This is a genomic window from Rickettsiales bacterium (assembly GCA_025210695.1).
In the GTDB taxonomy this organism is placed as follows: domain Bacteria; phylum Pseudomonadota; class Alphaproteobacteria; order Rickettsiales; family CANDYO01; genus CANDYO01.
Genome location: JAOARE010000046.1, coordinates 1 through 26,780, shown reverse-complemented (window position 1 = coordinate 26,780; position 26,780 = coordinate 1). Strand labels below are relative to the sequence as shown.

The following is a 26,780-nucleotide window of genomic DNA, read 5'->3' as shown; positions in this document are numbered from 1 at the left end:
AGAGCCAGACAAAATGATTTAAATCTAAATCTATTGACAATAAGCGCAACTTACATTACCTTGAGGTCCCTATGCTAATTTTATAGCATAAATCTAGCCCATAAACCTTATATTTAAAGTGTTAGCAAAGCTAATGGATGTTTATGGATGTTTAAACTTTAATCGGAGACTAAAACTTACATGAGAAAACTTCCTTCTATCACTATCAGTGAATTAATTGCAGCTGGTGTTCATTTTGGACATAAAACCATGCGCTGGAACCCAAAAATGAGTTCTTATCTTTATGGAATAAAAGATGGGATTCATATTATTGATCTACAACAAACTTTACCATTACTACACGTGGCTCTAGAGAAACTATATGATGTAGCTAAAAATAATGGACGTATTTTATTTGTTGGGACAAAAATGCAGGCTTCAGATATTGTTGCTGAAGAAGCAAAAAGATGTGGTCAGTATTATATAAATCATCGTTGGTTAGGTGGCACATTAACTAATTGGGCAACTATTAATCGTTCTATAAAAAAGCTTGGTGATCTTGAGAAGTCTCTTGTTGATGCAGATAGCGAAGAGGAAACTTCAAATAAGTTAAAATTTAATAAAAAAGAAAGATTAGACATAACTCGCAAAATTGAGAAACTAGAAAAATCACTTGGTGGTATTAGAGAAATGGGTGGCGTTCCTGATCTAATATTTATTATTGATACAAATATGGAAGATCTTGCTGTTCAAGAAGCCACAAAACTTGGTATTCCTGTGATAGCTATCTTAGATAGTAATTCTAATCCTGATAACATTACGTATCCAATTCCTGGTAATGATGATGCAACTAGATCGCTTAAGTTATACTGCCGTTTAGTTACAGATGCTATTTTATATGGCATCCAAGAGTCTTTAATCAATTCTGGTGTTGATATGGGAGAAGCAGCTGATTTATCAGATGTTCTTCAGCTTAATAAAGCTGAGGCTTCAGTTGAAGAGAAAACAGTAGAAAAGAAGCCTGCGGCTAGAAAAGCTTCAGCTAAGACAGAAGAAAAAGTAGTAGAAAAGAAGGCTGCAGCTAAAAAGGCTCCAGCCAAGAAAAAAGAGGTATAATAATGGTTGAAATTACAGCATCCTTAGTAAAAGAATTACGTGGAAAATCTGGTGCAGGCATGATGGACTGCAAAAAGGCATTAGTTGAGTGTAATGGAGTGTTTGAAGAAGCGGTGGATTGGTTGCGCAAGAAGGGTTTGTCTGCGGCAGCTAAGAAGTCTGGCAGAGAAGCGGCTGAAGGATTAGTAGCACTTAAAGTAGAAGGAAAAAAGGCAGCTATTGTTGAGTTAAACGCAGAAACTGATTTTGTTGCAAGAAATGAAAAATTCCAGGCGTTGGCTCGTAACATTGTTAAAGTGGCTCTAGATGAAGGACAGGACATTGAGTCTCTTAAGAACGCTAAATATCCTGAAGGTTCACAAAATATTTCTGAAGCTATAACAGATCATATTGCTGTTATTGGTGAAAATATGAATTTACGTAGAGTTAACTATCTAGATGTAGATAATGGTGTTATTTCTTCTTATGTTCATAATACTATTTCTGATGGTTTAGGAAAAATTGGTGTGTTAGTTGCATTAGAATCTACCGGTGATAAAGATAAATTGTTAGACTTAGGAAAACGTATTGCTATGCATGTGGCAGCAGCGCGTCCTTTAAGTTTGAATATAGAATCAGTAGATTCTGAAGATTTAGAGCGTGAGAAGAAAATTTTCTCTGAGCAAGCTAGGGCCTCAGGTAAACCTGAGAATATAATAGAGAAAATGGTTGAAGGAAGAGTTAAGAAATATTATCAAGAGATAGTATTACTTGAGCAAGTTTTTGTTATGGATAATAAAACTCCTATTTCTCAAGTACTTGTAGAAGCAGCTAAGGATATTGGTGCTCCAGTATCTTTGAAAGGATTCTTAAGATATGAGCTTGGTGAAGGAATTGAGCGCACTCAGACAGATTTTGCTGCTGAAGTGTCTTCAATGACTAACTAAACAATCTTTTAATACACCTCTTTCGATAGTTTTACATAATCGGAAGAGGTTTTTTATTGTTTTTCTTAAAGTTTTGATTAGCACTAAATACTTTCTTAGAGTAATCCTCTAATTACATATTGTAATATTCCGCCATGATTTATGTAATCTATTTCATTAGCGGTATCAATACGGCATTGAAGGGTTATTTTGTCACTGCTCCCGTCTTTACGCTTTATTTGGCATGTTACATCCATTTTAGGAGTAATATTTCCACAGATTCCCTTTATATCAAATTCTTCAGATCCATCAAGCTTAAGATCTTTATGGGTCATGCCATTTTTAAACATTAGGGGCAGTACTCCCATTAAAACCAAATTAGACCTATGAATTCTTTCGAAACTTTCAGCGATAACTGCTTTAACTCCAAGTAATAAAGTTCCTTTAGCCGCCCAATCTCTAGAAGATCCAGTACCATATTCTTTGCCTGCCATAATAATTAAAGATCTGTTATCTTTTTTATATTTCATTGCAGCATCATAAATACTCATTACTTCATTAGTAGGAAGATAGCGAGTTACTCCTCCTTCTGTGTCAGGAGCGAGTAAATTTTTAATTCTAATATTTGCAAAAGTTCCCCTCATCATCACTTCATGATGGCCACGTCTGGTTCCATAAGAATTGAAGTCTTGGGGTTCTACTCCTCTGTTTATCAGATATTGTCCTGCAGGGCTATTTTTTGCAATATTTCCTGCTGGAGATATATGGTCAGTAGTAATACTATCGCCAAACAAAGCTAATAATTTAGCTCCATTTATATCAGATAACTTACTAGGATCTTTTGACATGTTGTTAAAATATGGAGGATTAGTTACGTAAGTGCTTTTTTCTTTCCAAGAAAAATTTACTCCTTTATCTACTTGAATTTTTTGCCATTCTGCATCGCCCGTGAAAACATTAGCATATTCTGATTCAAACATTCTAGATTTAACAGACATTTCCATTACTTCTTGAATTTCATGATTGCTTGGCCAAATATCTTTAAGATAAACATCTTTACCATCTTTATCTTTTCCTAATACATCTTTAGTTAAATCAATTTGCATTGATCCGGCAAGGGCATATGCCACTACTAATGGAGGAGAGGCTAAGTAACTTGCTTTTACTAGTGGATGAATTCTTCCCTCAAAATTACGATTTCCTGATAAAACAGAAACAGCTACTAAGTCATTCTTGGTTATGCTATCTTCTATTTCTTTTTGTAGAGGGCCAGAATTACCAATACAAGTGGTACATCCGTAGCCAATTAAGTTAAAACCTATTTTATCAAGATATTTTTGTAGGCCGCTTGTTTCTAAGTATTCTGTCACTACTTTAGATCCTGGAGCTAAAGTAGTTTTAACCCATGGTTTTGAGTTTAAACCTAGCTCAGAGGCTTTTTTAGCTACTAATCCTGCTGCTAGCATTACACTTGGGTTAGAAGTGTTGGTACAGCTAGTGATAGCAGCTATTACCACGTCACCGTTAGCTAATTTATAATTTTTTCCTGTAACAGTACATTCTCTATCTAAGCTTTTATTAGATTTTGTCATATTTGGTAATTCTTTTATAAAGGATTCTGCTCCTTCCGAGAGCAAAACTCTATCTTGAGGGCGTCTGGGGCCAGCAATACTAGGTGAGATGCTGCCTAAATCTAATTCTATAGAGTCGCTAAATATAGGGTCTATTGTATTAGTGTCTCTCCATAATCCTTGCTTTTTAGAGTATTCTTCAACTAGTTTTATTCTATGAGGATCGCGAGCGGATAGCTCTAAATAACGAATAGTTTCTTTATCTACTGGGAAAAATCCACAAGTGGCTCCATATTCAGGTGCCATATTAGCAATAGTTGCTCTATCAGCTAATGGAAGATGGTCTAACCCTGGGCCATAAAATTCAACGAATTTACCAACTACTCCTTTTGACCTTAGCATCTGAGTTATCGTAAGCACTAAATCAGTTGCTGTAGTTCCTTCCTTCATTCTTCCCGTTAGTTTAACTCCTATTACTTCGGGGATAAGCATTGACATAGGTTGACCTAGCATTACTGCTTCAGCTTCTATACCTCCAACTCCCCAACCTAAGACGCTTAATCCATTAACCATAGTGGTATGGCTATCAGTACCAACTAAAGTGTCAGGATAAATATAATTATCTTTGATCCAAACTACTTGAGATAAGTACTCTAAATTTACTTGATGGCAAATACCTGTTCCAGGTGGAACCACTCGAAAGTTACTGAAGGCCTTTTGCCCCCAACGTAAAAATTCATAGCGTTCAAAATTACGTTTCATTTCAATATTTACATTTTCCTTGAAAGCAGCGCTGCTTCCGGATTTGTCTGCTTGTACTGAATGGTCTATAACTAGATCTACAGGAGATAGGGGGTTGATTTTTATAGGATCTCCACCAAGGTTTATTATTGCGTCGCGCATAGCAGCTAAATCTACTACAGCTGGAACCCCAGTAAAATCTTGCATTAGAACTCTAGCAGGAGTATATGCTATTTCATGATTTGTTTTTTGATTCTTTAGCCAATTTACACAAGCTTTTATATCATTAGTGGTGACTATTCTCCCATCTTCAAATCTAAGAAGATTTTCTAAAATAACTTTTAAGGAAAAAGGCATTCTATTTAAGTTTGTTTTTAACTTTTTTTCGGCTTCATTGATACTAAAGTATTGGTATTCTTTTTTATCAACGGATAAAGATTTCTTAACACCTAGATTATCTTGGCCAAATAACATAAAGACTCCTTAGATTTAATAAAATAATTTTATTAATATAATAATATATATAATTGTCACATTAGTCAAAATCATAATTGTTAATATGTACCCAGTTCAAATTAAAGGTTGCAGCAAGGCTAATCATTTGTGTAGTATGTACTTATTAAGTTATTTTATAAAAGGATTCTTGTAGGATAATAATGAGTAAGATAATTGTTAGATGTGTGTTTCTAGTTGTTTTTTTATTTTCAGGGGCAGTGTATGCAGTTGATTATGGTGACTTGATTACTGTAAAGAAAATAAAGATTAATGTTAAAGGTGAGGAGAAAGAAGATCTTGAATCTTTTTATTCTCAGTATGTCGGTCAGACTATTTCTCCAAAAGATTTAGGTAACAAGATATATAAGTATTTTACAGATCGTGATTATTTATATCCGCAGATTACTATTTTTACAGAGGGGTTGAATGAAGGTTTTGTGTCTGTTTATGTTAAATTCACTCACATTGCTAATGTTACAATTGAGAAGGGTGAGAAAGATAATGCTCTAATAAATGAATATATTAATAAAATACTAGATGAAAAAGAGTCTAAAATAAGCACTTTTGAAAAATACATAGCGCTTATAAATCGTATTCCTGGATATTATGTGCAGTATAAGTTTGTAAATTCAAAAGAGGAGGATGCTATAGATGCTCTTCTTTATATAAATAAAACTAAAGCACTAATATATGCTAGTTCAGATAGTTATGGAGATAATGACTATGGCGAAATGCAAAATGTTGTATCTGGACAAACATTTTCTCCATTTGGTAGTGGTAATGATTCTTGGTCGGCATATGGTGTAACTACAAATCATCCCGATAGGTTATATGTGGTTGGTACTAGCTATAATCGGGTCATTAATAGTTATGGCACTAGCTTTGAGATGAATGGTTCTTATTCAAGGGATAATTCAACATATAATAATATTATTAGTACTAAGGATGGAGTAAGTCAGTCTTATGGGATCTCATCTACTCATCCGTTATATCTGAGCGCTAACCATACTCTGGAAGGAGTTATTGGCACAACTTATAACTATTCTAAAGATTATACAGCTGATGTTAATATATCAAGTCGAACCACTAGGGGGATAAGAAGCCGTAGTAGGGAAAATTTTTTCGGCAGAATAAATGTTTTTTCAAGGAAAGATACAATAGATGAGTATTGGTTTAGTGAAGCTGGTTTAAATTATAGAGGTTCAGATAAAGGTGGTGGATATAATACTATTGGTTTTCAATTTGCTAAAGGAATGGGTGGAAAATTTCAGAATTATACTAATCCGCAAGATGTTCCTGATGGGCATTATAGTATTATGTCATTAAATGTTAGCAGGGAGCAAATTTTGCCTAATAACTTTAGTGTTATGTTTAACTCAATGGCCGGTAGATCTGATGATGATTTGCCGGATGCAGAAGTGTTTTCTTTAGGCGGTAGGCAATATGGTCGAGGTTATGAATCTGGGACTCTGATTGGAAATAAAATAATAGCTGCTTCGTTTGAGGTTAGGTATAACAAAGAAATATCTGAAGATCCCTTGTTTAGGCTAATTCAGCCATATGTGTTTCGTGATATGGGTTATGTGGGAAAGCAAGCGAGTAATACCAATATTTCTCATCTTTCCTCTTATGGTGGTGGTGTTAGGTTTTTCTTAACCCATGGGGCTCAGATAAATGTAGAAATAGCTCAGCCGCTTCAGAACTTTTATACTATAGACGGGATAGATTATGAACCTAAGGCTATTTTAGGAATTATGGGAAGTAAAACATTCAGGTTTTAATCGCTGATTTGATTAAGATATTTTTGTTGTTTATTTTTTTTCTTGCGTGATTAAAAAATTACCTGTATTAGATATCAAGCACTTCTAGGTAACAGAGGAATAGAGTAGCGTGATTATAGTTGTTTTTGGGTTAGCTGCATCAGGTAAAACATATGTCGGTAAAATTATAAATAAGTATTTTAATTTTTACCATGAAGATGCGGATCAATGGCTTTCTAGTGATATGAAGCAATATGTTAGTGAGAAAAAGGTTTTTACTTTGGGAATGCTAGAAGACTTTACTTCGAATATTATAGCGAATATTGAAAGACTTAGCTCAAAATATGATAATATTGTTATTAGTCAGGCGTTATATAGAGAGAAAAACCGTAAAACAATACAGAAGCATTTTGTATCACAAGGTTTGATGTTTGTTCACGTGGAAGCAAGCGATGAGGTTATTTACCAAAGGCTTGTGAAAAGAGGGGATTGGATTATGCCTGGATATGCTTCTTCAATGAGAAAATTTTTTCAGCCAATGGAAGATGCTATAACTATTAATAACGATAAATCTGGTGAAGATCATATAATAAATCAATTAAAAAATATTCTAAAACCTTATTCTTATTAATTATTTCATAGTATTCAGTGTTAGTTAGTTTGGTCTATTGACTTGATGAGTGATGTCGTCTTTGATTTTAGAAATTGTTTCAGATGTTTTAATGTTTGCCCACATTACTTCTTGTTTAAGCTCGTAAGCTGGGCTTTCTAGAAGATTTTGTTTTTTGCTTTTTAATTCGCGCATCTGTTGGATTAATTTGTAATACTCGAAGGTAAGATCTGATAATAAATCTTGAGGAGATTGAGACTGATTGGTGCCGTCGCTTAAATAACCCTCTATTTTAAGTAAATCATCATGAGCTTGGTCATTGATAAATTGTAGGTTATCTTTAGAGCATAGTTTAGCTATTTTATTGTAAATGTCTTTTTTTACTTGATCTAGGTTTAGTATTTCTGTTTTGTTGTTGTCATTGTCAGCTTGCTGGCTTGTATTGCTCTTTTTAAAAAATACTGCTCCAGAGCCATAGTAATAATCAAGGAAATGATTTAGGTCTTTTTCTAGATCTCTGAGTTCGGATTGAAGAATTTGAATTTTGATTAGAGACTCATCAATTATGTTTTCTAATTTTTCTATTTCTTCAAAAGAGTTTTTATTTAATGAGTTGGTTTCTTTCTGTATCTTATTCGCTGACATAAAATATCTCCATAATATAAAATATTAAATAAATACTTAAGAAAATTCTTTCTATTACCAATACTAATTAACCTCGCCAATATAACATAACTATATTGGAAAATAAATTGTTTTAATTAATATTACAAAAATAATAAGGTTGACTTTTAAAATTAACAGCGCACCCTAAGGGAGTTACTAGTGTTTTAATTTTTACGCATGACGCCTTAATATATTAAGGTATTTTAACATTATGTCAAGTTTTTATAAAAATCTGTGGCAAGAAAAATTCTTTTTTTTGCTATGTATATAATATTTATTATATTGTGAATACTACTCTTAGTTTAGTAGCGTTGCGGTTAGATATATCTATAACTTTACTTGAATCATTTGATATGTTAGTTTCTTAGGTGTTAATTTGAAACCTAAATAAATAATTTATTGATGGAGTTTTATATGAATAATATTTGTTCTTTAGCGAACCAAAAATCTTTTCCCTTTACTTTGCCAGACTTACCTTATGCTGATAATGCATTAGAGCCGTATATGAGTGCTAAGACATTTAGTTATCATCATAAGAAGCACCATAATGCTTATGTGGTGAATTTAAATAAGCTTATTGAAGACACTGATTTAAAGGGTGGTTCTTTGGAAGAAATTATTATGATGAGTTATAACAATTCAACTAAAGTAGCTATTTTTAATAATGCAGCTCAGGTTTGGAATCATAGTTTCTTTTGGCATTCAATGAAAGTAGAGGGAGGAGGAAAACCTCACGGTGAAATAGCCAAAAAGATAGATCAAGATTTTGGTAGTTATGAAGGTTTTGTTGCTGAGTTTAAAAATGCGGCAACAACGCAGTTCGGTAGTGGCTGGGCATGGTTGGTAATAGATGAAAATAATAAATTATCAGTTATGAAAACAGGTAATGCGGATTTACCAATGGTTCATAATAAAACAGCACTATTTACAATAGATGTATGGGAACATGCATATTACTTAGATTTTCAAAACTTAAGACCCAATTATGTAGATAATTTTTTAAATCATTTGATCAACTGGGAATTTGTAAACGAAATGTTAGCAGGTAAGTATAAATAACTTATGATTGTTGGAATAGGAAATGATATTGTTTCTATAAATAGAATAAAAAAGCTTCTTGAAAAGGATGAAAGGGCTTTTTTGCAAAGAATTTTATCGGACAGAGAAATAAATATTTTTTCTGGTATTAATACAAATAAGGTTTCTGGGTATATTGCAAATCGTTTTGCTGCTAAAGAGGCTTTTTCTAAAGCTCTTGGAACTGGAATTGGAAAAGATATATCTTTTAAAGATATAGAAGTGTTGAAAACTTTAAGAGGTAGGCCATATTTTGAATTTAGTTCTAAAACAACAGAATTCCTTAAAAATAATTATGGTAGTGATGTTAAGGTTCATTTAAGTATGTCTAACGAGATAGAATATGCGCAATCTTTTGTAGTGATTGAGTCTTAGTTTTTAAGTCATAAAGCTAAGACTTAAAAAATAATTTTAGAAAATTAAAATTATACCTTGCTTTATTTACATAAATGGTATAATTTTCTTCCCTTCGAGGGTGGTTAAGATATCACTCTTATATAATGGCTCCTTCGTCTAGCGGTTAGGACATCACCCTTTCACGGTGGGAACACGGGTTCGATTCCCGTAGGAGTCACCATATCTTTTTTGCTTTTTCATATTAAATCTCCAGGCATAAAATATTTCAGTCACATTTGTGCAACAGTTTAGTATAAAACCATGTCAAATTATATCGAAAAACCTTTAAGTAGGTTGCCATGGTTGTTTATAGAAGGTACATATTGATGTATCAGAAAGTTTTAACGTCTGTCATTAAAGCGTTATGAGTTAAAAATTCTGAGGATGTCTTTATGACATTTAAAATATTAAAGGAAGTATAAACCATAACGGTAATTAATTAGAAAAGGTAGAAAATTATGAAAAAGATTTTATTATGCACAACGGCATTAGTAGGATTCGCTAGCCTAGCTTCAGCTGCTGATATGTCTGGCAATGGAGACATGCAAGTTTCCGTTGGTGGTAACAGTAAATTTGAAGCTGGTTATATAAATCGTGATAATGATCACAAGAAAGGATTTACATTTAGCCCTAACCAAGATTCATCAGCATTTGTAACTTCAAATAAAGCTGCGCTAAGAGCTGAAGGTAAGAATGATACTATGACTTATGGTGCTGTTGTTCGTTTGCAAACAGTTGCAAGTTTGTCTAATGGTATGAGTGATTCAGGTTTAGATCGTTCACATATCTACATGAACACAGATGCTGGTGCTGTACAAATGGGTACAAACTTTGCAGCAAGTAAATTATTATCTGTTGATGCTGGCACAATTGCTTCAGCAACAGGCGGTGTAGCTGGTGATTATCCTAAATTCTTAGACGTGCGTCAAAATACAGTTTATGGTAGCTTGCCTGTATTAGATACTGACGTTATGACCAACAGATTAGATGGTTATGGAGAAAGTAACAGAAAAATTACTTATTTATCACCACGTATTTCTGGTGCTCAGTTAGGTATGTCTTTTGCTCCTGATATGGAGAACAATGGTGGTTCTGGTATTTCTAGAGACAATAACCAAAGATATATGGGACGTCCATTAGCAGCTAAGAACTTATTCTCTGTAGCATTAAACTATAAAAACAGCTTTGATGATGTTAACGTGATGTTCAGTGTAGCTGGTGACTTCGCTAAAGCTAAAGGGGATAGTGCTCGTGATGTAGTAACTTATAACAAGTATACAGATATAAGCAAAGGTAATTCATCCGGTACTCCTACTAAAATTGGTCTTGAGAGAGCGAGTTATGGTGGAAATAAAGAAAGAAATGATATCAAAACATATTCAGTTGGTACTGTAGTTGAATATCAAGGTTTCTCAGGAGCTTTATCTTATGCTAAAGATGGAAAAAGTTTAACTGCAAAAGGTTATGACTTTACTTCTTACTGGATGACAGCTGGCTTAGGTTATAAGAATGGGCCAATGTCAACAAGTTTAACTTATCTTTACGGTAAAAAAGGAAACAAAGATGCTGCTGAGGGAGATAATGATACAGCTCCTTTAGTTAAAACATCAGCTGTGTCTTTAGGTGCAGATTATGCTGTGGCTCCAGGGTTAACTCCTTTTGCTGAAGTAACAAATGTTACTGTGAAACCAAATAAGGTTCTTGCAAATGGTGATACAAAAGCTAGAGCAACTGTATTCATTCTTGGTACAAGAGTTAAATTCTAATCTTATAGTATAAAATTAGAATTAGTAAAATAAAAATGCCCCTTAAATTTATTCTTAAGGGGCATTTTTTTGTAAGTTAAAGAGAAAAATGCAAGAAAGTTTATTTTATGAATTTAAAGCATTGAGCGAATTAAATTTCTTATATTAAGACTAGCATTTTGATTTATCGATTTAAGAGCTAAAGAATAGTCTGTTAGAATAGATGGATTTTTATCTATATATTTTATTATCTTTAAAATTTTCATAGAGCTTTCAGCATCTTCTTTTACTACCCATCCAGCTTTCATATCTTCTATTTCTTTTGCATTGTAATATTGATGATTATCTGCAGCACTAGGATATGGAATGAAGATTGCTGGAATTTTAAAAGCTATCAATTCAGAAATGGTTGATGCTCCAGCTCTAGCAATTACTAAATCCGCTTGATAAAATTTTTTATCCATATTATCAAAAAAACTTTTTATTTCGTAGGAAATCCCTTCTTTAGAATATTGTTCCTTTATTGAAATAATATCTTCTTCTTTAACCTGTTGATGGATGTATAGCTTGTTTTTAATACTTTTTGGTAGGTTTATAATTACGTTAGGTATTATTTTGCTAAAAACTTTAGCTCCTTGGCTTCCTCCAATAATAAGTATATTTAGCTTCTTAGAGCTAGCTCTTTTTTTATTTGCATTGAGCAGGATATTTTCTCTAATTGGGTTTCCAGTATAAATAACTTTATTTTTATATTTTTGATCAATTTTTTGAATTGTTTGAAATCCAGTTGTAAGGTAATCTGCTTTAGGTAATAGTAATCTATTTACTTTGCCAATAACTGTATTAGCTTCATGTAAAATAATTTTCTTTCTAAATATTGTTGCTACTAACATTATTGGATAGCTTGCATAGCCTCCAAAACCAATTACTATATCTGGATTTTGATAATAAATTGTCCATATAGACTTTATAAAGCCTTTTGTTAGAGTGAATAAAGAGCTAAGAATTCTTATTGGAGACCTATTAGAGAAGTTAGCTGAAGAAATTAAAATATGATTTTTATCAAATGGATGAAACTTAGCAAATTTAGCATCTGCTGTTAATATTGTTTTGTAGTTGTTGTTCTCAAGTTCACTTTTTAAAGCTAAAGCTGGAAAAATATGTCCTCCAGTGCCTCCAGTACTGAGTAAAATTTTATTTTTCTTCATAATTTATATCAATAAAATGTGCGTTACTTCTAATGCCATATCGTTTTCTAGTTAGAGCAAGAATAGCTCCTATAGTTAAAGATATTGACAAAATAGATGAGCCACCATAGCTCATTAATGGTAGAGTCATTCCTTTTGTAGGGAGTAAATGTAAAGTTACACCAATATTAATAATGGCTTGGAATCCTAACTGCATTAATAATCCCGATACTGCTAGCATTGAGAATAAATCACCAACTTTACTAACCCTGATTAAGCCACGAATTACTATAAAGCTAAAAAGAAAAATAATTACAAGGCAAATAATCATTCCTAATTCTTCTCCTACTACTGCAAAAATAAAATCAGTATGGGAATCAGGTAAGTGTTGTTTTACCGTTCCTTCTCCTGGACCAGTACCAAAAATTCCACCATTAGTAAAAGCTTCTATAGATTTCTTTACTTGATAGTTCTCGCTTGTATTTGGGTCTAAAAAGCTGTTCATTCGTACAGTGACATGTGGTAAGAAAGTATAAGCGGCTAGTAATCCAATAATTCCTCCTATGGTTAATAAAATTATCCATGTCATTGAAAGTCCAGCTAGAAACATTTGTCCAGACCAAACAGCTGAAATGGTGATGGCCATCCCCAAATCTGGTTGTAAAATAACCAACCCTATTACTATGCTATATAATATAAAAGATAAACGAAATGCAGGAAATTTTGTATCAATATATCTTTGCATTAGTATTGAGGCAGTTAATATTGTAAAAAAAGGCTTGATAAATTCAGATGGTTGTATTGATATCAATCCTAGCGATATCCAGCGCTGCGCTCCTTTTATTTCTTCTCCCATAAATAAAACCAGAATCATTAATATTATAAAGAATATAAAGCCGATTATAGCAAATTTATGGATGGCTTTTAGAGAAAAAAAAGAAATACCTAGCATTATCATGGATCCTAAGAATAGGAATACTAATTGTCTCTGAATAAAGTAGAAAGTTGGTAGGCCTATTCTTTCAGCCACAGCTGGACTTGCTGTTGTAACCATTATCACGCTAAAAATAATAGTTATGGCAATTGCAGATAGCATATATTTATCAATTGTTGCCATCCAAGATCCAATAATACTACCGCGTTTGCTCTTATGCATTTGTTTTTGTTTCAATTTTTACGATGATATAAAATATATATAACTAACAAACTTATAGCTGAGAATAACCAAGTGAGAGCATATCCTAAATGATTATTATGTAAGTTTGGTTTAACTTCTCTTCCTTTAGGAAAATCTTTCCCATCATTTTGAGCTAGAATATAAAAGGGTTCAACCGGCTTGTTAATAAATGATCCAATTTCATCTAAATTGATATAAAACCATAAATTCTTTTTTGGTTGGTTGTTATACGTGTAGGTACCTTTTTTTTCATTGGCCATAATAGCTCCAGTTATTTCTACTTCATTTGGTATTAAACTGGATTCTCTGGTTGCTTGATTTTTAAATTTTTCTGGAACCCATCCACGATTTACTATGATAGTTTTTCCGTTATTTAATTGAAGAGGAGTTAGAATATAATAGAAATGCTCATTGCTAGGTTTAGTGGCCCCCCCATAGATATATATCTCATTCTCATGAAGAAACTTTCCTTGGAGAGTTACCTTGCGATAAAGCATTTCTTCAATATTTACCTTCTCTGGTAGTTTAATAGAGGGAAGCTGAGTTTTTAAATTAATTTCTGCTATAAGGTTTTCTTTCCATTGTAGTCTTTGGAATTGCCAAATACTCAAAGAGAACAACAGAATTAGAGCAGGGATTGTAAACAAAGTAGGTATTAATTTGGGTTTGAAGCCTAAAATTTTCATATTTAATTCTGCTCAAGATCAAGGGTATTACAGAACTCTCCCCATTCACGTTTAGACATACCACTTGCTTCAGCTGTAATTTTTTCTCCCTTGAGCATAGCTTTAATGGCTTTGATAGCATTGCCTGAAAAACTAGCAGAGTTAACCTGGTATTCCATAAAAGCCTCATAAGCAAAAGGTACCCATTCTTTAACTATATTAAGCATAACTTCAGCATAAACTCTAATTTCGTATTGGGCATGAGAATCTGCTCTTAAGGCTAAAAAGTGAAATAAATTATGTAGATTGATTTTCCAGTACCATTCTGTATAAAAGTTTAGATTTAAGTTCATTCTAGCAAGTTCACGAGCAAGTTGAGGATTCTCAGGATTCAAAATATTTCCTTCTTCATCTTCATTAAGCATTTCTTGGTAATGAGAATAGCATTGTTCAGCATCTTGTTTCAAAAGATGAAGAACTTTTTTAGATTCCTCAGGGGATAAAACGTTATCACGCCCTTGTTTGTTGATTTTAGACTGCATAGCCATATTTTCTGGCTTTGGGGTATAAAATTCGTTAGCAAGAATTGAATATCTTGCAGAATATTCATTAACGCTAGCTGTACGATGTCTTATCCATTGCCTTGCAATAAAGATAGGTAATTTAATATGAAATTTAATGTCGCACATTTCAAACGGAGTGGTGTGACGATGGCGCATTAAGTATTGAATCAATCCACGGTCTTGATTGGTTCGTTTTGTGCCTTTTCCATAGGACACCCTAGCTGCTTGAACTATTGCGCTATCATCGCCCATATAGTCTACTACTCTAACAAATCCATGATCTAATACAGGTATTGCATCATATAAGATTTTTTCTATTCCTGGAGATATAGCGCGTTTCGTTATATTAGTTTGTTTCGTTAAATCATCATTTTCTTTGGTTTGTATCATTGCAGTAACTCTCTAAAATTTTATTTACTATAAGTTTTAAGTATGAAAGCTATGTGTATATTTGCAAGAGTTTTCTCTTCCATTACCAAGAAAAATGCTGTATAATGTTCTTGTCTATTATTGGACTATGATAATAAACGCTATTTAGAATAGGCGTTGCGGACCCGGGGGCAGTGCCCGGCGCCTCCACCATAATTTTAACAAGATCTTTAGGGGGCGATTCAGGATCGACGTGCGTAATAAAAAAATAACTTTTATCCGGGATGATACCTACGATTATGGGTCAAAAAAAGTAAATGCAAACGATAATAATCAAGCATTTGGTAACAGAGCAGCTTTAGCTGCATAGTTATCAGCGGTTGGGGGCTTACCGGGCAACAGAGAAAGCCCCATTTTTTTTAAGGGTAAAAGAGTAATGAAAAAAAATATTATTGATTATAGTGATTTAGTAGATGATGCAATGCATTTTATTGTAAAAAGGTCATTAGAAATTTTTGCTGGAAATAATCTTGATGGAGATCATCACTTTTTTATTTCTTTTATTACTAAATATCCTGGCGTTAGTATCTCAGAAAAGTTGCATCATAAATATCCATATGAAATGACGATAGTTCTTCAGCATCAATTTGAAAATTTATTGATCAATGATGATGGATTTAGTGTATGTTTGAGTTTTGATAACCAGCAAGAAGAAATAGTTGTTCCATTTTCGGCTTTAACTGCTTTTGCAGATCCTAGTGTTAAGTTTGGGTTGCAGTTTCGCCATGTTGATGAAGATCAAGCTTCAAATGATCAGGATAATAATGTTGATCTAGCTAATAATAGCTCTACTTACAGCAAAAAGGATTTGTTTCCAAGTACTGCAGAAACAAAGGGTAATGTTATTGCTTTAGATTTTAAAAATAAGAAGTTAAAGTAACGCATCTCAATTATTAATTGCTATATAACTAGGAAACTATCTTTATTATTGATATGTGTGGTATCTGTATAATAAATTATAAGTCTTATGTTTTTTCCTCTAGAAATAAGTGTTTTTCATGTGTTTGCATTCTTTTGGATGTGTGTTCTTTCTGCTTTAGTTATTGCTATTATTAGATTGAAGTGGCTACACTAAAACCGTACAAATAGTTCAGGCTAATTACGAAACAAATAAGGAAGGAACTAAATGTCCAATAACCACAAGAATCTCCAAAAACTTATCTCACAACAGAGCCTTTACATGCAAGAGTTATAACTAAATCAGGTTTTTCCGTTAGTATAGAAGAATTATACTGTTCATAATAAATATAAAGTAATTTACAACATTATTTTCTATTTTTGGCTTTAAATCGTCTTCCTTCCCATAAATAATAAACAACAGGAATGACGATTAAGGTTAGAGCTGTAGTAGAAATCATACCTCCAGCCATTGGCAGAGCAATGCGTCGCATAACATCAGATCCTAAGCCTTCAGTAATAAATATAGGGCTAAGTCCAGCAATAATAATACAAACGGTCATTAGTTTCGGGCGCACTCTTAAGACGGCGCCATGCATAATCTCATTAAATAATTCTTGTTGTGTTTTTGGAGGAGAGATTTGCATTTGGTGATCAATATAAAGAAGCATGACTACAGCTGTTTCAACGGCAATACCAGATAGTGCGATAAAACCTACTCCTACAGCGACTGAAAAATTATAATCAGCGAGGTATAGTGCCCAAACTCCTCCAATTAATCCAAAAGGGAGTGATAACATAATTATCAATGTACGATCTAGTCGTTTGAAATGAATCATAAGAAGTATAAATATAATAAATATCACTGCAGGTATTGCAATTTTTAGACGGGATTCTGCTTCTAACATCTGTTCAAATTGTCCAGACCAGATTAGAGCGTATCCGGAGGGTAAATTAACTTTTTGTGATATTATTTTTTGTGCATTTTTTATATAAGATCCAATATCTATTCCTTCAATATCAATGAAAACCCAACCAGTTAATCGCGCATTTTCGGATTTGATCATTGGAGGTCCTTCAACAAATTTAACATTTGCAACTTCTTTAAGTGGAATATGATGTCCTTGTGGGTTTTGTAGTAAAACGTCAAATAAGTCTTCAGGAGTTTCTCTAAATGGACGATCATAACGTATAATAATATTATATCGTTCTCGACCTTGTATGGATTCAGCCAATTTCATTCCTCCTAGTGATGTGCTAATTACATTTTGGAATGATTCTAAGCTGATGTTCAGTCGTGCTAGCTTATTTCTATCCGGTTCTATTTCTAAATATTTTCCACCCGTCACACGGTCTGCAAATGCTGAGCGTGTATTGGGAATGGATTTGATAATAGATTCTATTTGAATAGCAATGCGTCCAATTGTATCTAAATTATCTCCAGCAATTTTAATACCTATTGGTGTACGTACACCTGTTGAAATCATGTCCATACGAGTTTTAATAGGATATCCCCATGAGTTTATAACTCCAGGCACTTTAACCTTTGTGTTAAGCTCATTAATCAAGTCTTCTGTATTTATTTCTTGGCGCCATTCACTTTTTGGCTTAAGGTTAATCCAGGTTTCAATCATAGAAATTGGAGCGGGATCTGTAGCGGTATCTGCCCTTCCAACTTTTCCAAAAACATGATCCACTTCTGGAATCTCCTTAATCATACGATTTGTTTGTTGTAGAATCTCTTTAGCTTTTGTAATTGAAACTCCAGGTAGTGTTGTTGGCATATAAAGAAGTTTTCCTTCATATAAAGCAGGCATAAATTCTGATCCTGTTTTTGCTAGAGGCCACGCCATAGACAGCAATAAACCGATAGATAAGATAATAGTGAATAATTTTTTATTTAAGGCTTGACTTAAAATAGGTTGATATAGTTTGATAAACCAACGATTTATAGGGTTTTCTTCTTCTTTTTTTATTTTTCCTTTTATAAGCCATAGCATTAAAACTGGAACAACGGTGATGGATAAAAAGGCAGCGAAGGCCATAGCATAAGTTTTGGTAAATGCTAGAGGGGAAAAAAGGCGGTAAGATTGTCCCGTTAAGGCAAATACTGGAATAAAAGAAACTGTAATTATTAATAGAGAAAAAAATAATCCAGGTCCAACTTCTTTTGTTGAGAGTAAGATTGCAGCAGCTTTGTCTTCTTTAGAGGCGTTTTTAGGTAGTTCTGAGAGTTTTCTGTGGGCGTTCTCTACCATTACTACTGACGCATCTACCATTGCTCCAATTGCAATTGCAATGCCGCTTAAGGACATAATATTTGCTGTAATGCCTTGTGCAGACATAATAATAAAAGCAGCTAAAACACCTAAAGGCAATGTTACTATAGCAACAAAGGCAGAACGTAGATGAAGTAAAAATATAAAAGATACAAGAGCAACAACTAGTCCTTCTTCAATCAGTTTTTCTTTTAAATATTTGACAGCTCCTTCTATTAAGGGGGCACGATCATATACAGGTATTATTTTAACCTCTTTAGGTAAACTTTGTTGTAATTCTTTAAGTTTATCTTTTACTTTTTCAATGACATGGAGTGCATTCTCGCCTGATCGCATAATAATAATTCCAGAGACAACCTCTCCTTCTCCATTTAGTTCGCTAATACCACGTCGAAGTTCGGGGCCCTCTATTATTCTTGCAATGTCAGATAGTTTTACAGGGATGTTGTCATGGGAATAAAGAACAGTATTCTTAAGTTGGTTTATATTAGTTATATATCCGTTCGAACGAACAATAAGTTCCATCTCTGATTTTTCAATTACACGACCACCTGCATCCATACTAGAGTTTTGTATAGCTTTTATTAGGGTTTTTAATGAGATGTTGAATGCACGTAAATGGTTGGGGTCAATTAGAATTTGATATTCTTTTACAAATCCTCCAATTGACGCTACTTCAGATACTCCAGGTACCGTAGCTAGCTCAAACTTTAGAAACCAATCTTGTAGTGATCTTAGTTGTGCAAGGTCATAGTTACCACTTTTATCAATAAGGGAATATTGATATACCCATCCTACACCAGTAGCATCAGGGCCAATTTGGGGAGTTACATTACTTGGAAGATTTCCTTGGATTTTTGATAATGCTTCAATTACTCGTGAACGCGCCCAATATTGATCAACATCATCTTCAAAGATAATGTAAACAAAAGATGTGCCAAACATGGAAAATCCGCGAACATTCTTGGTTTTTGGCATGCCTAGCATTGCAGTAGAAAGAGGGTAAGTCACTAAGTCTTCAACAATTTGTGGAGATTGGCCAGGGAATTCAGTGCGAATAATTACTTGTGTGTCAGACATGTCAGGAATAGCATCTAATGCTGTTTTTTGAAGGGATATTCCTCCAATAACTAGAAGTGCTATTATCATCATGCTAATTAGAAGTTGGTTATGTACTGACCATTCTATAATTTTAGCGACGAATGAGTTTTTTGGATCGTACAATAGTTTATAATTTTGTTTGTTATTACTTTGCATTTAATCCTCCAGAAAGTTTATTTATTCTGATAGATTGTTTTGAACGCCCTTCTTTTGTCCAGGGTGTTAGTGCAACAAGTAAATTATTTAGAGTTGTTTTCCACTGATTGGCAGAAAAATTATCTTTGCTTTCTGTTAGAATTTTTTTGATATCTTCAAGAATAAATTGTAACAATGTTCCTTGAAACTCTGTAAGTAATTTTTCTGTTGAGTTTAAGGTGGAGGTGATCATGTCTGAATTAGGTAAACGTTTAGCTTCTAATTCTTGGTGAATATATAGAGTAGCATCAATAATCTGGTCGATTGCATTTAGTTGCTTATCATTGATTTCAATCTTTTGTAATGAAGTGTGCATCTTTTTCATTTTCTCAAAAGAATCTAGCAAGGAGCTTTCTGAATCAATTAGAAACTGTCCGCTAATAACTACGTTGTCATCCATATTTATTCCTTCTAGAACTTCTGTTCTATCTTTGTAATGTACTCCTAACAGTACTTTACGTGGTTGAAATCTTCCATCTTTTAGGGCAACAACAACAAAATCTCCATTTTTACTCTTTAAAATAGAGTTGCTTGGTATAGATAAGCGTTGTTTTACTTTGCTTTCAAATTCAACATCAGCATAAGCTCCAGGCATTATCTTTCTGTTAGGGGTGTCTAGAACTAAACGGATACTTCCTGTTCGTGTTTTTTGATTAATTGTTGGGTATATATAATCAATTTTTGCTTGGTGTGTTTTAATACCTAGGTTGGGAAATGAAACTCTTGCTTTAGTTGTTTTGCTAATATATGGGAGATCTTTTTCTGCAATGCTAACATCTATCCATACAGATGAATAATTCTGAATGCTTATTATAGTCATTCCCGGTTTAACATAACTTCCTTCTCGGACATTAATTTTACTTACAATCCCATCTTGTGTAGCATAAAAAGGAGTGTAAGTAAGAACTTTATTTTTGGTTTGTATTTCTTCTATAACTATATCTTGTACTCCAAGTGATTCAAGTCTTGTCTTAGTTGCATCAATACGCCATTTTGCGTCTGTTTTTATAGCGCTAATATAATCTTCTTCTGCGGCTACAAGTTCTGGGCTATCTAATTTGAATAATAAATCTCCTTTTTTTACCTGGTCTCCTTCTGCTTTTATTTTAAGTTCTTTAATCCAACCAGAAACACGATCTGAAATATCGCTTTGGAGGCGAATATTTTCAGTTACTTCTCCGTAACTACGAACCATTAACCCAAAAGCTGCCATTTGTGCTTTTTCTGTTCGAATGCCAATAGTCTGAATAGTTTCTGGAGAAAGGGATACGATTGCTCTGTTTATAATATTATCGTGTTTATCTAACTCTGGTTCTGAAGTTTTTTCCGCATAAACTGGAACTAAATCCATTCCCATAGGGGATTTACCTGGTTTATCCATTTTATAGTTTGGGTTCATTGGTGCTACCCAATATAGTATTTCTTTTGTTTCTGTAGGAGAGGGGGCAGAAGAATGGTTAGAGTTCGTCATATTGTGATGATGAGAGTTTTTTGGCATTATATGTTCTTCAGAGTAAGCTATGAAAGCATAGTTTATCAGGAGTAACCCGATGATAAAAAATTTCATTTTTGTGCCTCTTGGAATTTTGTTGCAATATAAGAATTAACTTCAGCTACTTTTGAAATATATGCAGATTGAGTTTGTGCAAGTTGAATTTGAATATGTAAATTAGCAATTTTAGCTAGGATAATGCTATCAAGATCCTCTGTTCCAGCTTCATAATTACGCTTGGTTGCTTCTATCTTAGATTTTATCGCCTTGTCTTGCTCTTGGAGAACTTTAATATTTTTAGCTGTAGTATCACGAACACTCTGTAAGAAGGTTAATTCTTGTGTCCATAAACGACGTACGTTGTTATAAGCAAATCTGGCGCTGTTTTCTTTAGCTTCTGCGGCTTTTAGTTTAGGCTCTTGATTTTTGGATGCCCATAGCGGGATGCTTACTTTAGCTTGAACAGTGAGTCCTCCTTTGTTATCGTCACTTTTTTTATAAGAGGCGTCCAACCCAAAATTAGGTAGAAAATCTGCATCAGCTATCTTTACATCTTTTTTGCTGATTGAAATATCTTGAGCGGCAATCATCACAGGGTAGAGAGAACTAGGATTTTGGTCCCATTTTTTATTTAATATTTTGGGTGGTTTAATTTCAGGAACTTCATTTATTAATCTAATAAAGTTAGCTTGTACCGAAATGATTTCTGTTTCAAGGGTATTAAGGTTGCGTTCAGATTTAGCGCGTTCTATATCAATTTCTGAGAACCTTTTGTAGACCGGTTTTCCAGATTCAATTTGACCTTTATAAATGTTTTCTAGTGTTTTATAATATTCTAATTGTTGTTCAGTTAAGCTTTTTTGGGTTTTTAAACTTTCATATTCAGCCATTTTAGTAATTAGTATGAAGTATAATCGTTCTTTTGTATAATCAGCTATTAATTTTTGTTTTTTGGAGATTTGTTGTAATTTTTCTGATTTAGCATTTCTCGTGATAGGGTTAGGAATGTTTTGTGAGAACCCTATAATTTTAGATGTTGGAAGAAATCTATCAAACCCAGGTTCTGAAATAGGCATATTCTTTGCACCAACCATAAGTGTAGGATCAGGAAGGCCAAGCTCCCCTAGTGATTCCATGTTTATAGATTCACTTTTAGATAAAATGCTCTCAACTTGAGGATGTTTGCTTAATCGTTGTATATAGTCTTCAAATGAGGAGGCAAGGGTGAATTGCGATAGTAATATAAGTGTGCTAATGGTTAAAAGACACTTAGTGATCATAGTTTTGTCCTATAAATTAATTTTTATTAGTCGTGAAATGTATTGAGCTAACAATAAATATATGTTTTCATAGAATGATTAATAATAAGTTAAGGATAGATATTCAGTAGATTGATGGTTATTTGTTTTTTAATTTAGTAGCTTAGGTATAAAAAATAAAAAAGGAGCTTTTTTGCTATCTTTTACCAAGGGTTCTGCTGTATAAATAATTAAATGCTTTCCATTTACTTTCATATTTTCTTATAAAATAGTCAATTTTTGTTCTAATATATATGGTTGTTGGTAAACAAAAAGAGATGCCCCCTATTATATCAAATGGGTAATGAGCACCTGAAGACATTCTAGTTATAGCTATAATAGCAAAAGCTACTATAGCAGTTATTTTAAAAAATTTATTAAATAGCTGCCAGAAGCTAATAATCATAATAAGCGAAAATACAGTATGTCCACTTGGGAAGCCTCTATCGCAGGATTTATTATCAGTTACTTCAGGAAGTATGTATATATTTTCTAGCTCACAATATGGACGAGTGGAGGAAGTTACATTTTTTAGTGATTCGGTTATAACAACTAAATTTATAACTATAGCTACAAACAATGTGCACATAGCTATACAACCTAATATAAGAAGTTCCTTTAAGTTATCTTGGTTGTTTCTTTTGCAGTAAATCATTATGGTTGCAAGTATTGCAATAAAAAGAAGGTGATAATGAAAAATATAAGGCCCCCCAATTTTATCGGCAATGATCATTATTTTATTAAAGGTTTGTATTCCAAATGTTTTATTAAAAAAAGTAAAAATGTATATGTTCACTTCTTGAAAAAAATTTATAATTGTATTCATAGATAAATTTTTGAATTAATAAAGGTTTTATGGCAAGGTAGTAATATTATTACAATAAATTGTTCAAAATTGAAGCTAAAATAGTATAATTAGAAAAAAAACATGATTTGATCTAAAAAAAGGTTGAATTTTAAAATAAATAAGGTAAAAGTTATGAACCGATTGAAAATCTTCTGTTGCAATAAGCAATAAGTGGGTTAACTTTATAGAGTATTAGTTTTCTCTGTAATTTAAAAGTCAGTTAGCTTAGGTTTATGAATCTGCATTCAGGTGCTGTAATCTATCAATTGAAGATTGATACGCTAACATTAGGGCTTAGAATCTATCTTTTTCTAGTTAGGTTTATGGGTGTTTTAAAAAAATTACTAAATCAAGAATGTTTAAAATGCGCTATAGATGCGAGAATAATGTTCTTGACTAAAAGTATTAGATTGATATAATACGCAGCTTGCTGAATGGTAATAATGACTATTCAGTGTATTGTGTTTTTAGATAAAATTTGGAGATATTTAATGCCAACGATTAATCAGCTTGTTCGCAAGTCAAGGACTGATAAAGTAAAGCGTAACAAAGTGCCAGCTTTAGAAAGTTGTCCGCAAAAAAGAGGTGTATGTATAAGGGTTTATACTACAACTCCAAAGAAGCCTAACTCGGCTTTGCGTAAGGTGGCAAGGATTAGGCTCACAAATGGTTTTGAGGTTATTGGTTATATTCCCGGTGAGGGTCATAACTTGCAGGAGCATTCTGTTGTTATGATTCGTGGGGGAAGGGTAAAGGATTTACCTGGTGTACGTTATCATATTATTCGTGGTACTAGGGATACTCAAGGTGTTAAAGATCGTAAGCAGGCCCGTTCTAAATACGGTGCTAAGAAGCCTAAATAATAATTATTAAAGGGAAGAGTTATGCGTCGTAGAGCAGCTAAAAAACGTGAGATAATCCCAGATTCGCAGTATGGGAGTGTTTTAATTACGAAGTTTATAAATAGGTTGATGTATCAAGGTAAAAAGTCTATAGCTGAGACTATAGTTTATGCTGCTTTAGCTGACTTAGCTAAAGTATCAAAAACAGATGCGGTTTCTGCGTTTGAGGAGGCCTTGAATAATGTTCGTCCACAAATAGAGGTTAGGTCTCGTCGTGTTGGTGGGGCTACTTACCAAGTTCCGGTGGAGGTTCGTTCTTCTCGTTCTTTTGCTTTGGCAATGAAGTGGGTTATAAATTATGCTCGTTCTAGGCATGGTCGTACTATGGTAGAGAAGTTGTCTGCTGAGTTGGTTGATGCTTTTAATAAAAGAGGTGCGGCTCGTAAGAAAAAAGAAGATGTTCAGAAAATGGCTGAGTCAAATAGAGCTTTTGCTCATTACAATAGATAGTAATATTTGTTTTTTAAGGAAGTGAAAAAAGATGTCAAATAGAGCAAGGGTGCTAGAGGATGTAAGAAATATAGGTATTTGTGCCCATATTGATGCTGGTAAGACTACTACTACAGAAAGGATTTTGTATTATACTGGGAGGTCCCATAAAATAGGAGAGGTTCACGATGGTGGAGCTGCTATGGATTGGATGGAGCAGGAGCAAGAGCGCGGTATAACTATTACGTCTGCTGCTACTACTTGTCAGTGGAATAAGAAAAAAATTAACATCATTGATACTCCTGGTCACGTTGATTTTACTATTGAGGTTGAGCGTTCTTTGAGGGTTTTGGATGGTGCTGTTGCTGTATTTGATGGTGTTGCTGGTGTTGAGCCTCAGTCTGAGACGGTTTGGCGTCAGGCAGATAAATATAAGGTTCCTAGAATTTGTTTTGTTAATAAAATGGATCGTACAGGTGCTGATTTTTACCGTTGCGTTGATATGATTGTAGATAGATTGGGTGCTGTGCCTGCAGTTATTCAGTTGCCGATTGGTTCTGAGGATGTTTTTGTTGGTGTTGTTGATCTTGTTAAGATGCGTAGTATTGTGTGGAAAAATGAAAAGCTTGGCGCTGAGTTTGTGTATGGGGATATCCCAGAAGATATGAAGGAAAAAGCTGAGGAGTATCATCGTAAATTAATTGATACTGTGGTTGAGGTTGATGATGAAGTTATGGAAGCTTATTTGAATGGAGAAGAGGTTAGTGTTGGGGATTTGCAAAAATGTATTCGCAAAGGTACCATTTCTGGTAAGTTTGTTCCTGTTGGTTGTGGTAGTGCCTTTAAAAACAAAGGTGTGCAGCCGTTGTTAGATGCGGTAGTGGATTATTTGCCTAGTCCCTTGGACGTTCCGACTATGAAAGGTGTGGATGTAGATGATTCTGAAAAAGAGATAGAGCGTAAGCCTTCAGATAAAGAGCCTTTTTCTGCTTTGGCATTTAAGGTTATGAATGATCCTTTTGTTGGTTCTTTAACTTTTGTACGTGTTTATTCTGGTGTTTTGAAGGCTTCTTCGGCTATAATGAATACTGTAAAAGGTCAGAAAGAGCGTGTTGGTAGGATGCTTTTGATGCATGCTAATGATAGAGAGGATATTAAAGAGGTTGGTGCTGGTGATATTGTAGCGTTAGCTGGTTTGAAAAATACTACTACTGGTGATACATTATGTGATCCTGATAATCCGGTGATTTTGGAGAGGATGGAGTTCCCTAAGCCTGTTATTGAGGTTGCTGTAGAGCCTAAAACTGCTGCTGACCAAGAAAAGATGGGGATGGCTCTGTCTAGGTTGTCGGCGGAAGATCCTTCGTTGCAGGTCTCTTCTGATTTAGAAACAGGGCAAACTATATTAAAAGGTATGGGGGAGCTTCATTTAGAAATTATAGTTGATAGGATGAAAAGGGAGTTCAAGGTGGAGGCTAATATTGGTGCTCCTCAGGTTGCCTATCGTGAGACTATTACTCAACGTATGGAAGTTGAATATACGCATAAGAAGCAGTCAGGTGGTGCTGGTCAATTTGCTAAAATAAAAATGATCCTTGAGCCATCGGAGCCTGGTGAAGGTTTTGTTTTTGAGAGTAAGATAGTTGGTGGTAATGTTCCTAAAGAGTATATACCTGGTGTTCAAAAAGGCTTAGAGCAGGCAAAAGAAGCTGGTGTTCTGGCTGGGTTTCCTGTAATTGATTTTAAAGCTACGTTAATAGATGGTGCGTATCATGATGTTGATTCTAGTGTTATGGCCTTCGAAATAGCTGCTAAAGCTCTGTTTAGAGAGGGGGTGCCTCAGTGCGGTCCTAAGTTGCTTGAGCCAGTTATGAAGGTTGAAGTTATTACTCCTGAAGAATACATGGGTGATATCATAGGTGATTTAAATAGTCGTCGAGGAAATATATTGGGTATGGATAATAGAGGTAATGCTCAAATTATTTCTGCAATGGTTCCTTTGGCAACTATGTTTGGTTATGTGAATAGTTTGCGTTCAATGTCTCAAGGTAGATCTCAGTATTCAATGCAGTTTTCGCATTACGATCAGGTTCCGCAGCATGCAGCAGATGAAATTATGAAAAAAAGTAGTTAATTTAAGGAAGAGGTATTAAGATGGCCAAGGAGAAGTTTTTAAGAAATAAGCCACACTGCAATATAGGGACAATTGGTCACGTTGATCATGGTAAAACAACCTTAACAGCAGCAATTACTGGTAT

22 protein-coding genes, 1 tRNA gene and 1 other RNA gene are annotated in these 26,780 nt (G+C 33.8%); 14 read left to right on the top strand and 10 right to left on the bottom strand.

The window, feature by feature from the left end:
- The first annotated feature begins 180 nt into the window (after positions 1–180).
- Positions 181–1,095, top strand: a complete 915-nt coding sequence (gene rpsB / locus N4A31_07470; GenBank protein MCT4636053.1) for a 30S ribosomal protein S2 — start codon at positions 181–183, stop codon at positions 1,093–1,095.
- Positions 1,092–2,021 (top strand): translation elongation factor Ts, encoded by a 930-nt coding sequence (tsf, locus tag N4A31_07465; protein ID MCT4636052.1) that lies wholly within the window; start codon positions 1,092–1,094, stop codon positions 2,019–2,021. The genes rpsB and tsf overlap by 4 nt, the downstream gene beginning before the upstream one ends.
- 95 nt (positions 2,022–2,116) lie before the next feature.
- Here the strand turns inward: tsf and acnA are convergent, their stop codons facing one another.
- Entirely contained in the window at positions 2,117–4,786 is a 2,670-nt protein-coding gene (acnA, locus tag N4A31_07460) for an aconitate hydratase AcnA (protein MCT4636051.1), read from the bottom strand.
- 182 nt (positions 4,787–4,968) lie between these two features.
- On the opposite strand from acnA, the gene N4A31_07455 reads away from it, so the two are divergent.
- Positions 4,969–6,588, top strand: coding sequence for a hypothetical protein (locus N4A31_07455; GenBank protein ID MCT4636050.1), 1,620 nt, complete (start codon positions 4,969–4,971; stop codon positions 6,586–6,588).
- Between the two features lie 109 nt (positions 6,589–6,697).
- Positions 6,698–7,198 carry an AAA family ATPase gene (locus N4A31_07450; GenBank protein ID MCT4636049.1) on the top strand — a complete coding sequence of 167 codons (501 nt, stop codon included), beginning with the start codon at positions 6,698–6,700 and terminating at the stop codon, positions 7,196–7,198.
- Between the two features lie 24 nt (positions 7,199–7,222).
- Here N4A31_07450 and N4A31_07445 read toward each other — a convergent pair whose 3' ends face one another.
- Positions 7,223–7,822, bottom strand: a complete 600-nt coding sequence (locus tag N4A31_07445; protein MCT4636048.1) for a hypothetical protein — start codon at positions 7,820–7,822, stop codon at positions 7,223–7,225.
- 435 nt (positions 7,823–8,257) lie between these two features.
- On the opposite strand from N4A31_07445, the gene N4A31_07440 reads away from it, so the two are divergent.
- The 4 genes from N4A31_07440 to N4A31_07425 all read left to right on the top strand — a co-directional run bounded on the left by N4A31_07440 (position 8,258) and on the right by N4A31_07425 (position 11,082).
- Positions 8,258–8,902 (top strand): superoxide dismutase, encoded by a 645-nt coding sequence (locus tag N4A31_07440; GenBank protein MCT4636047.1) that lies wholly within the window; start codon positions 8,258–8,260, stop codon positions 8,900–8,902.
- Between the two features lie 3 nt (positions 8,903–8,905).
- Positions 8,906–9,295 carry a holo-ACP synthase gene (gene acpS, locus N4A31_07435; GenBank protein ID MCT4636046.1) on the top strand — a complete coding sequence of 130 codons (390 nt, stop codon included), beginning with the start codon at positions 8,906–8,908 and terminating at the stop codon, positions 9,293–9,295.
- Between the two features lie 127 nt (positions 9,296–9,422).
- A tRNA-Glu gene (locus N4A31_07430) sits at positions 9,423–9,497 on the top strand.
- 277 nt (positions 9,498–9,774) lie between these two features.
- The gene (locus tag N4A31_07425) at positions 9,775–11,082 is read left to right on the top strand and encodes a porin (protein MCT4636045.1); all 1,308 of its coding nucleotides are present in this window, start codon (positions 9,775–9,777) and stop codon (positions 11,080–11,082) included.
- Between the two features lie 113 nt (positions 11,083–11,195).
- Here the strand turns inward: N4A31_07425 and murG are convergent, their stop codons facing one another.
- The 4 genes from murG to thyX are packed head-to-tail and all read right to left on the bottom strand — an operon-like array spanning position 11,196 to position 15,043.
- Positions 11,196–12,269, bottom strand: a complete 1,074-nt coding sequence (murG, locus tag N4A31_07420) for an undecaprenyldiphospho-muramoylpentapeptide beta-N-acetylglucosaminyltransferase (GenBank protein MCT4636044.1) — start codon at positions 12,267–12,269, stop codon at positions 11,196–11,198.
- Positions 12,256–13,404, bottom strand: a complete 1,149-nt coding sequence (gene ftsW, locus N4A31_07415) for a putative lipid II flippase FtsW (GenBank protein ID MCT4636043.1) — start codon at positions 13,402–13,404, stop codon at positions 12,256–12,258. Before ftsW ends, murG begins: the two co-directional genes overlap by 14 nt.
- Before the next feature lie 11 nt (positions 13,405–13,415).
- Positions 13,416–14,111 (bottom strand): SURF1 family protein, encoded by a 696-nt coding sequence (locus N4A31_07410; GenBank protein MCT4636042.1) that lies wholly within the window; start codon positions 14,109–14,111, stop codon positions 13,416–13,418.
- A gap of 2 nt (positions 14,112–14,113) precedes the next feature.
- Positions 14,114–15,043: an FAD-dependent thymidylate synthase gene (gene thyX, locus N4A31_07405; protein ID MCT4636041.1), complete on the bottom strand. Its 930-nt coding sequence runs from the start codon at positions 15,041–15,043 to the stop codon at positions 14,114–14,116.
- A gap of 73 nt (positions 15,044–15,116) precedes the next feature.
- Here thyX and ssrA point away from each other — a divergent pair.
- Both ssrA and N4A31_07395 read left to right on the top strand, forming a co-directional pair.
- Positions 15,117–15,437: a transfer-messenger RNA gene (gene ssrA, locus N4A31_07400) on the top strand.
- 21 nt (positions 15,438–15,458) lie between these two features.
- The gene (locus N4A31_07395; GenBank protein ID MCT4636040.1) at positions 15,459–15,962 is read left to right on the top strand and encodes a ClpXP protease specificity-enhancing factor SspB; all 504 of its coding nucleotides are present in this window, start codon (positions 15,459–15,461) and stop codon (positions 15,960–15,962) included.
- 385 nt (positions 15,963–16,347) lie between these two features.
- Here the strand turns inward: N4A31_07395 and N4A31_07390 are convergent, their stop codons facing one another.
- The 4 genes from N4A31_07390 to N4A31_07375 form a co-directional block, all read right to left on the bottom strand.
- Entirely contained in the window at positions 16,348–19,449 is a 3,102-nt protein-coding gene (locus N4A31_07390) for a CusA/CzcA family heavy metal efflux RND transporter (protein MCT4636039.1), read from the bottom strand.
- 55 nt (positions 19,450–19,504) lie between these two features.
- Positions 19,505–21,052, bottom strand: coding sequence for an efflux RND transporter periplasmic adaptor subunit (locus N4A31_07385; protein MCT4636038.1), 1,548 nt, complete (start codon positions 21,050–21,052; stop codon positions 19,505–19,507).
- 65 nt (positions 21,053–21,117) lie between these two features.
- Positions 21,118–22,326, bottom strand: a complete 1,209-nt coding sequence (locus tag N4A31_07380) for a TolC family protein (GenBank protein MCT4636037.1) — start codon at positions 22,324–22,326, stop codon at positions 21,118–21,120.
- A 175-nt stretch (positions 22,327–22,501) separates the two neighbouring features.
- Positions 22,502–23,170: a phosphatase PAP2 family protein gene (locus N4A31_07375; protein ID MCT4636036.1), complete on the bottom strand. Its 669-nt coding sequence runs from the start codon at positions 23,168–23,170 to the stop codon at positions 22,502–22,504.
- Positions 23,171–23,682: 512 nt separating this feature from the next.
- On the opposite strand from N4A31_07375, the gene rpsL reads away from it, so the two are divergent.
- The 4 genes from rpsL to N4A31_07355 all read left to right on the top strand — a co-directional run.
- The gene (gene rpsL / locus N4A31_07370) at positions 23,683–24,054 is read left to right on the top strand and encodes a 30S ribosomal protein S12 (GenBank protein ID MCT4636035.1); all 372 of its coding nucleotides are present in this window, start codon (positions 23,683–23,685) and stop codon (positions 24,052–24,054) included.
- Between the two features lie 21 nt (positions 24,055–24,075).
- Entirely contained in the window at positions 24,076–24,543 is a 468-nt protein-coding gene (gene rpsG, locus N4A31_07365) for a 30S ribosomal protein S7 (protein ID MCT4636034.1), read from the top strand.
- Between the two features lie 31 nt (positions 24,544–24,574).
- Positions 24,575–26,656, top strand: coding sequence for an elongation factor G (gene fusA, locus N4A31_07360; protein ID MCT4636033.1), 2,082 nt, complete (start codon positions 24,575–24,577; stop codon positions 26,654–26,656).
- Between the two features lie 20 nt (positions 26,657–26,676).
- Positions 26,677–26,780 (top strand): GTP-binding protein (locus N4A31_07355; protein ID MCT4636032.1); only part of this gene is annotated, 104 nt, incomplete at its 3' end.

Coding starts and splice junctions, on each gene's coding strand:
- ftsW (MCT4636043.1), bottom strand. CDS start 13,404: ATGCATAAGAGCAAACGCGGTAGTATTATTGGATCTTGGATGGCAACA.
- N4A31_07395 (MCT4636040.1), top strand. CDS start 15,459: ATGAAAAAAAATATTATTGATTATAGTGATTTAGTAGATGATGCAATG.
- N4A31_07445 (MCT4636048.1), bottom strand. CDS start 7,822: ATGTCAGCGAATAAGATACAGAAAGAAACCAACTCATTAAATAAAAAC.
- acpS (MCT4636046.1), top strand. CDS start 8,906: ATGATTGTTGGAATAGGAAATGATATTGTTTCTATAAATAGAATAAAA.
- rpsL (MCT4636035.1), top strand. CDS start 23,683: ATGCCAACGATTAATCAGCTTGTTCGCAAGTCAAGGACTGATAAAGTA.
- N4A31_07440 (MCT4636047.1), top strand. CDS start 8,258: ATGAATAATATTTGTTCTTTAGCGAACCAAAAATCTTTTCCCTTTACT.
- fusA (MCT4636033.1), top strand. CDS start 24,575: ATGTCAAATAGAGCAAGGGTGCTAGAGGATGTAAGAAATATAGGTATT.
- N4A31_07455 (MCT4636050.1), top strand. CDS start 4,969: ATGAGTAAGATAATTGTTAGATGTGTGTTTCTAGTTGTTTTTTTATTT.
- N4A31_07425 (MCT4636045.1), top strand. CDS start 9,775: ATGAAAAAGATTTTATTATGCACAACGGCATTAGTAGGATTCGCTAGC.
- N4A31_07385 (MCT4636038.1), bottom strand. CDS start 21,052: ATGCCAAAAAACTCTCATCATCACAATATGACGAACTCTAACCATTCT.
- N4A31_07380 (MCT4636037.1), bottom strand. CDS start 22,326: ATGATCACTAAGTGTCTTTTAACCATTAGCACACTTATATTACTATCG.
- rpsG (MCT4636034.1), top strand. CDS start 24,076: ATGCGTCGTAGAGCAGCTAAAAAACGTGAGATAATCCCAGATTCGCAG.
- rpsB (MCT4636053.1), top strand. CDS start 181: ATGAGAAAACTTCCTTCTATCACTATCAGTGAATTAATTGCAGCTGGT.
- acnA (MCT4636051.1), bottom strand. CDS start 4,786: ATGTTATTTGGCCAAGATAATCTAGGTGTTAAGAAATCTTTATCCGTT.
- thyX (MCT4636041.1), bottom strand. CDS start 15,043: ATGATACAAACCAAAGAAAATGATGATTTAACGAAACAAACTAATATA.
- N4A31_07410 (MCT4636042.1), bottom strand. CDS start 14,111: ATGAAAATTTTAGGCTTCAAACCCAAATTAATACCTACTTTGTTTACA.
- N4A31_07375 (MCT4636036.1), bottom strand. CDS start 23,170: ATGAATACAATTATAAATTTTTTTCAAGAAGTGAACATATACATTTTT.
- murG (MCT4636044.1), bottom strand. CDS start 12,269: ATGAAGAAAAATAAAATTTTACTCAGTACTGGAGGCACTGGAGGACAT.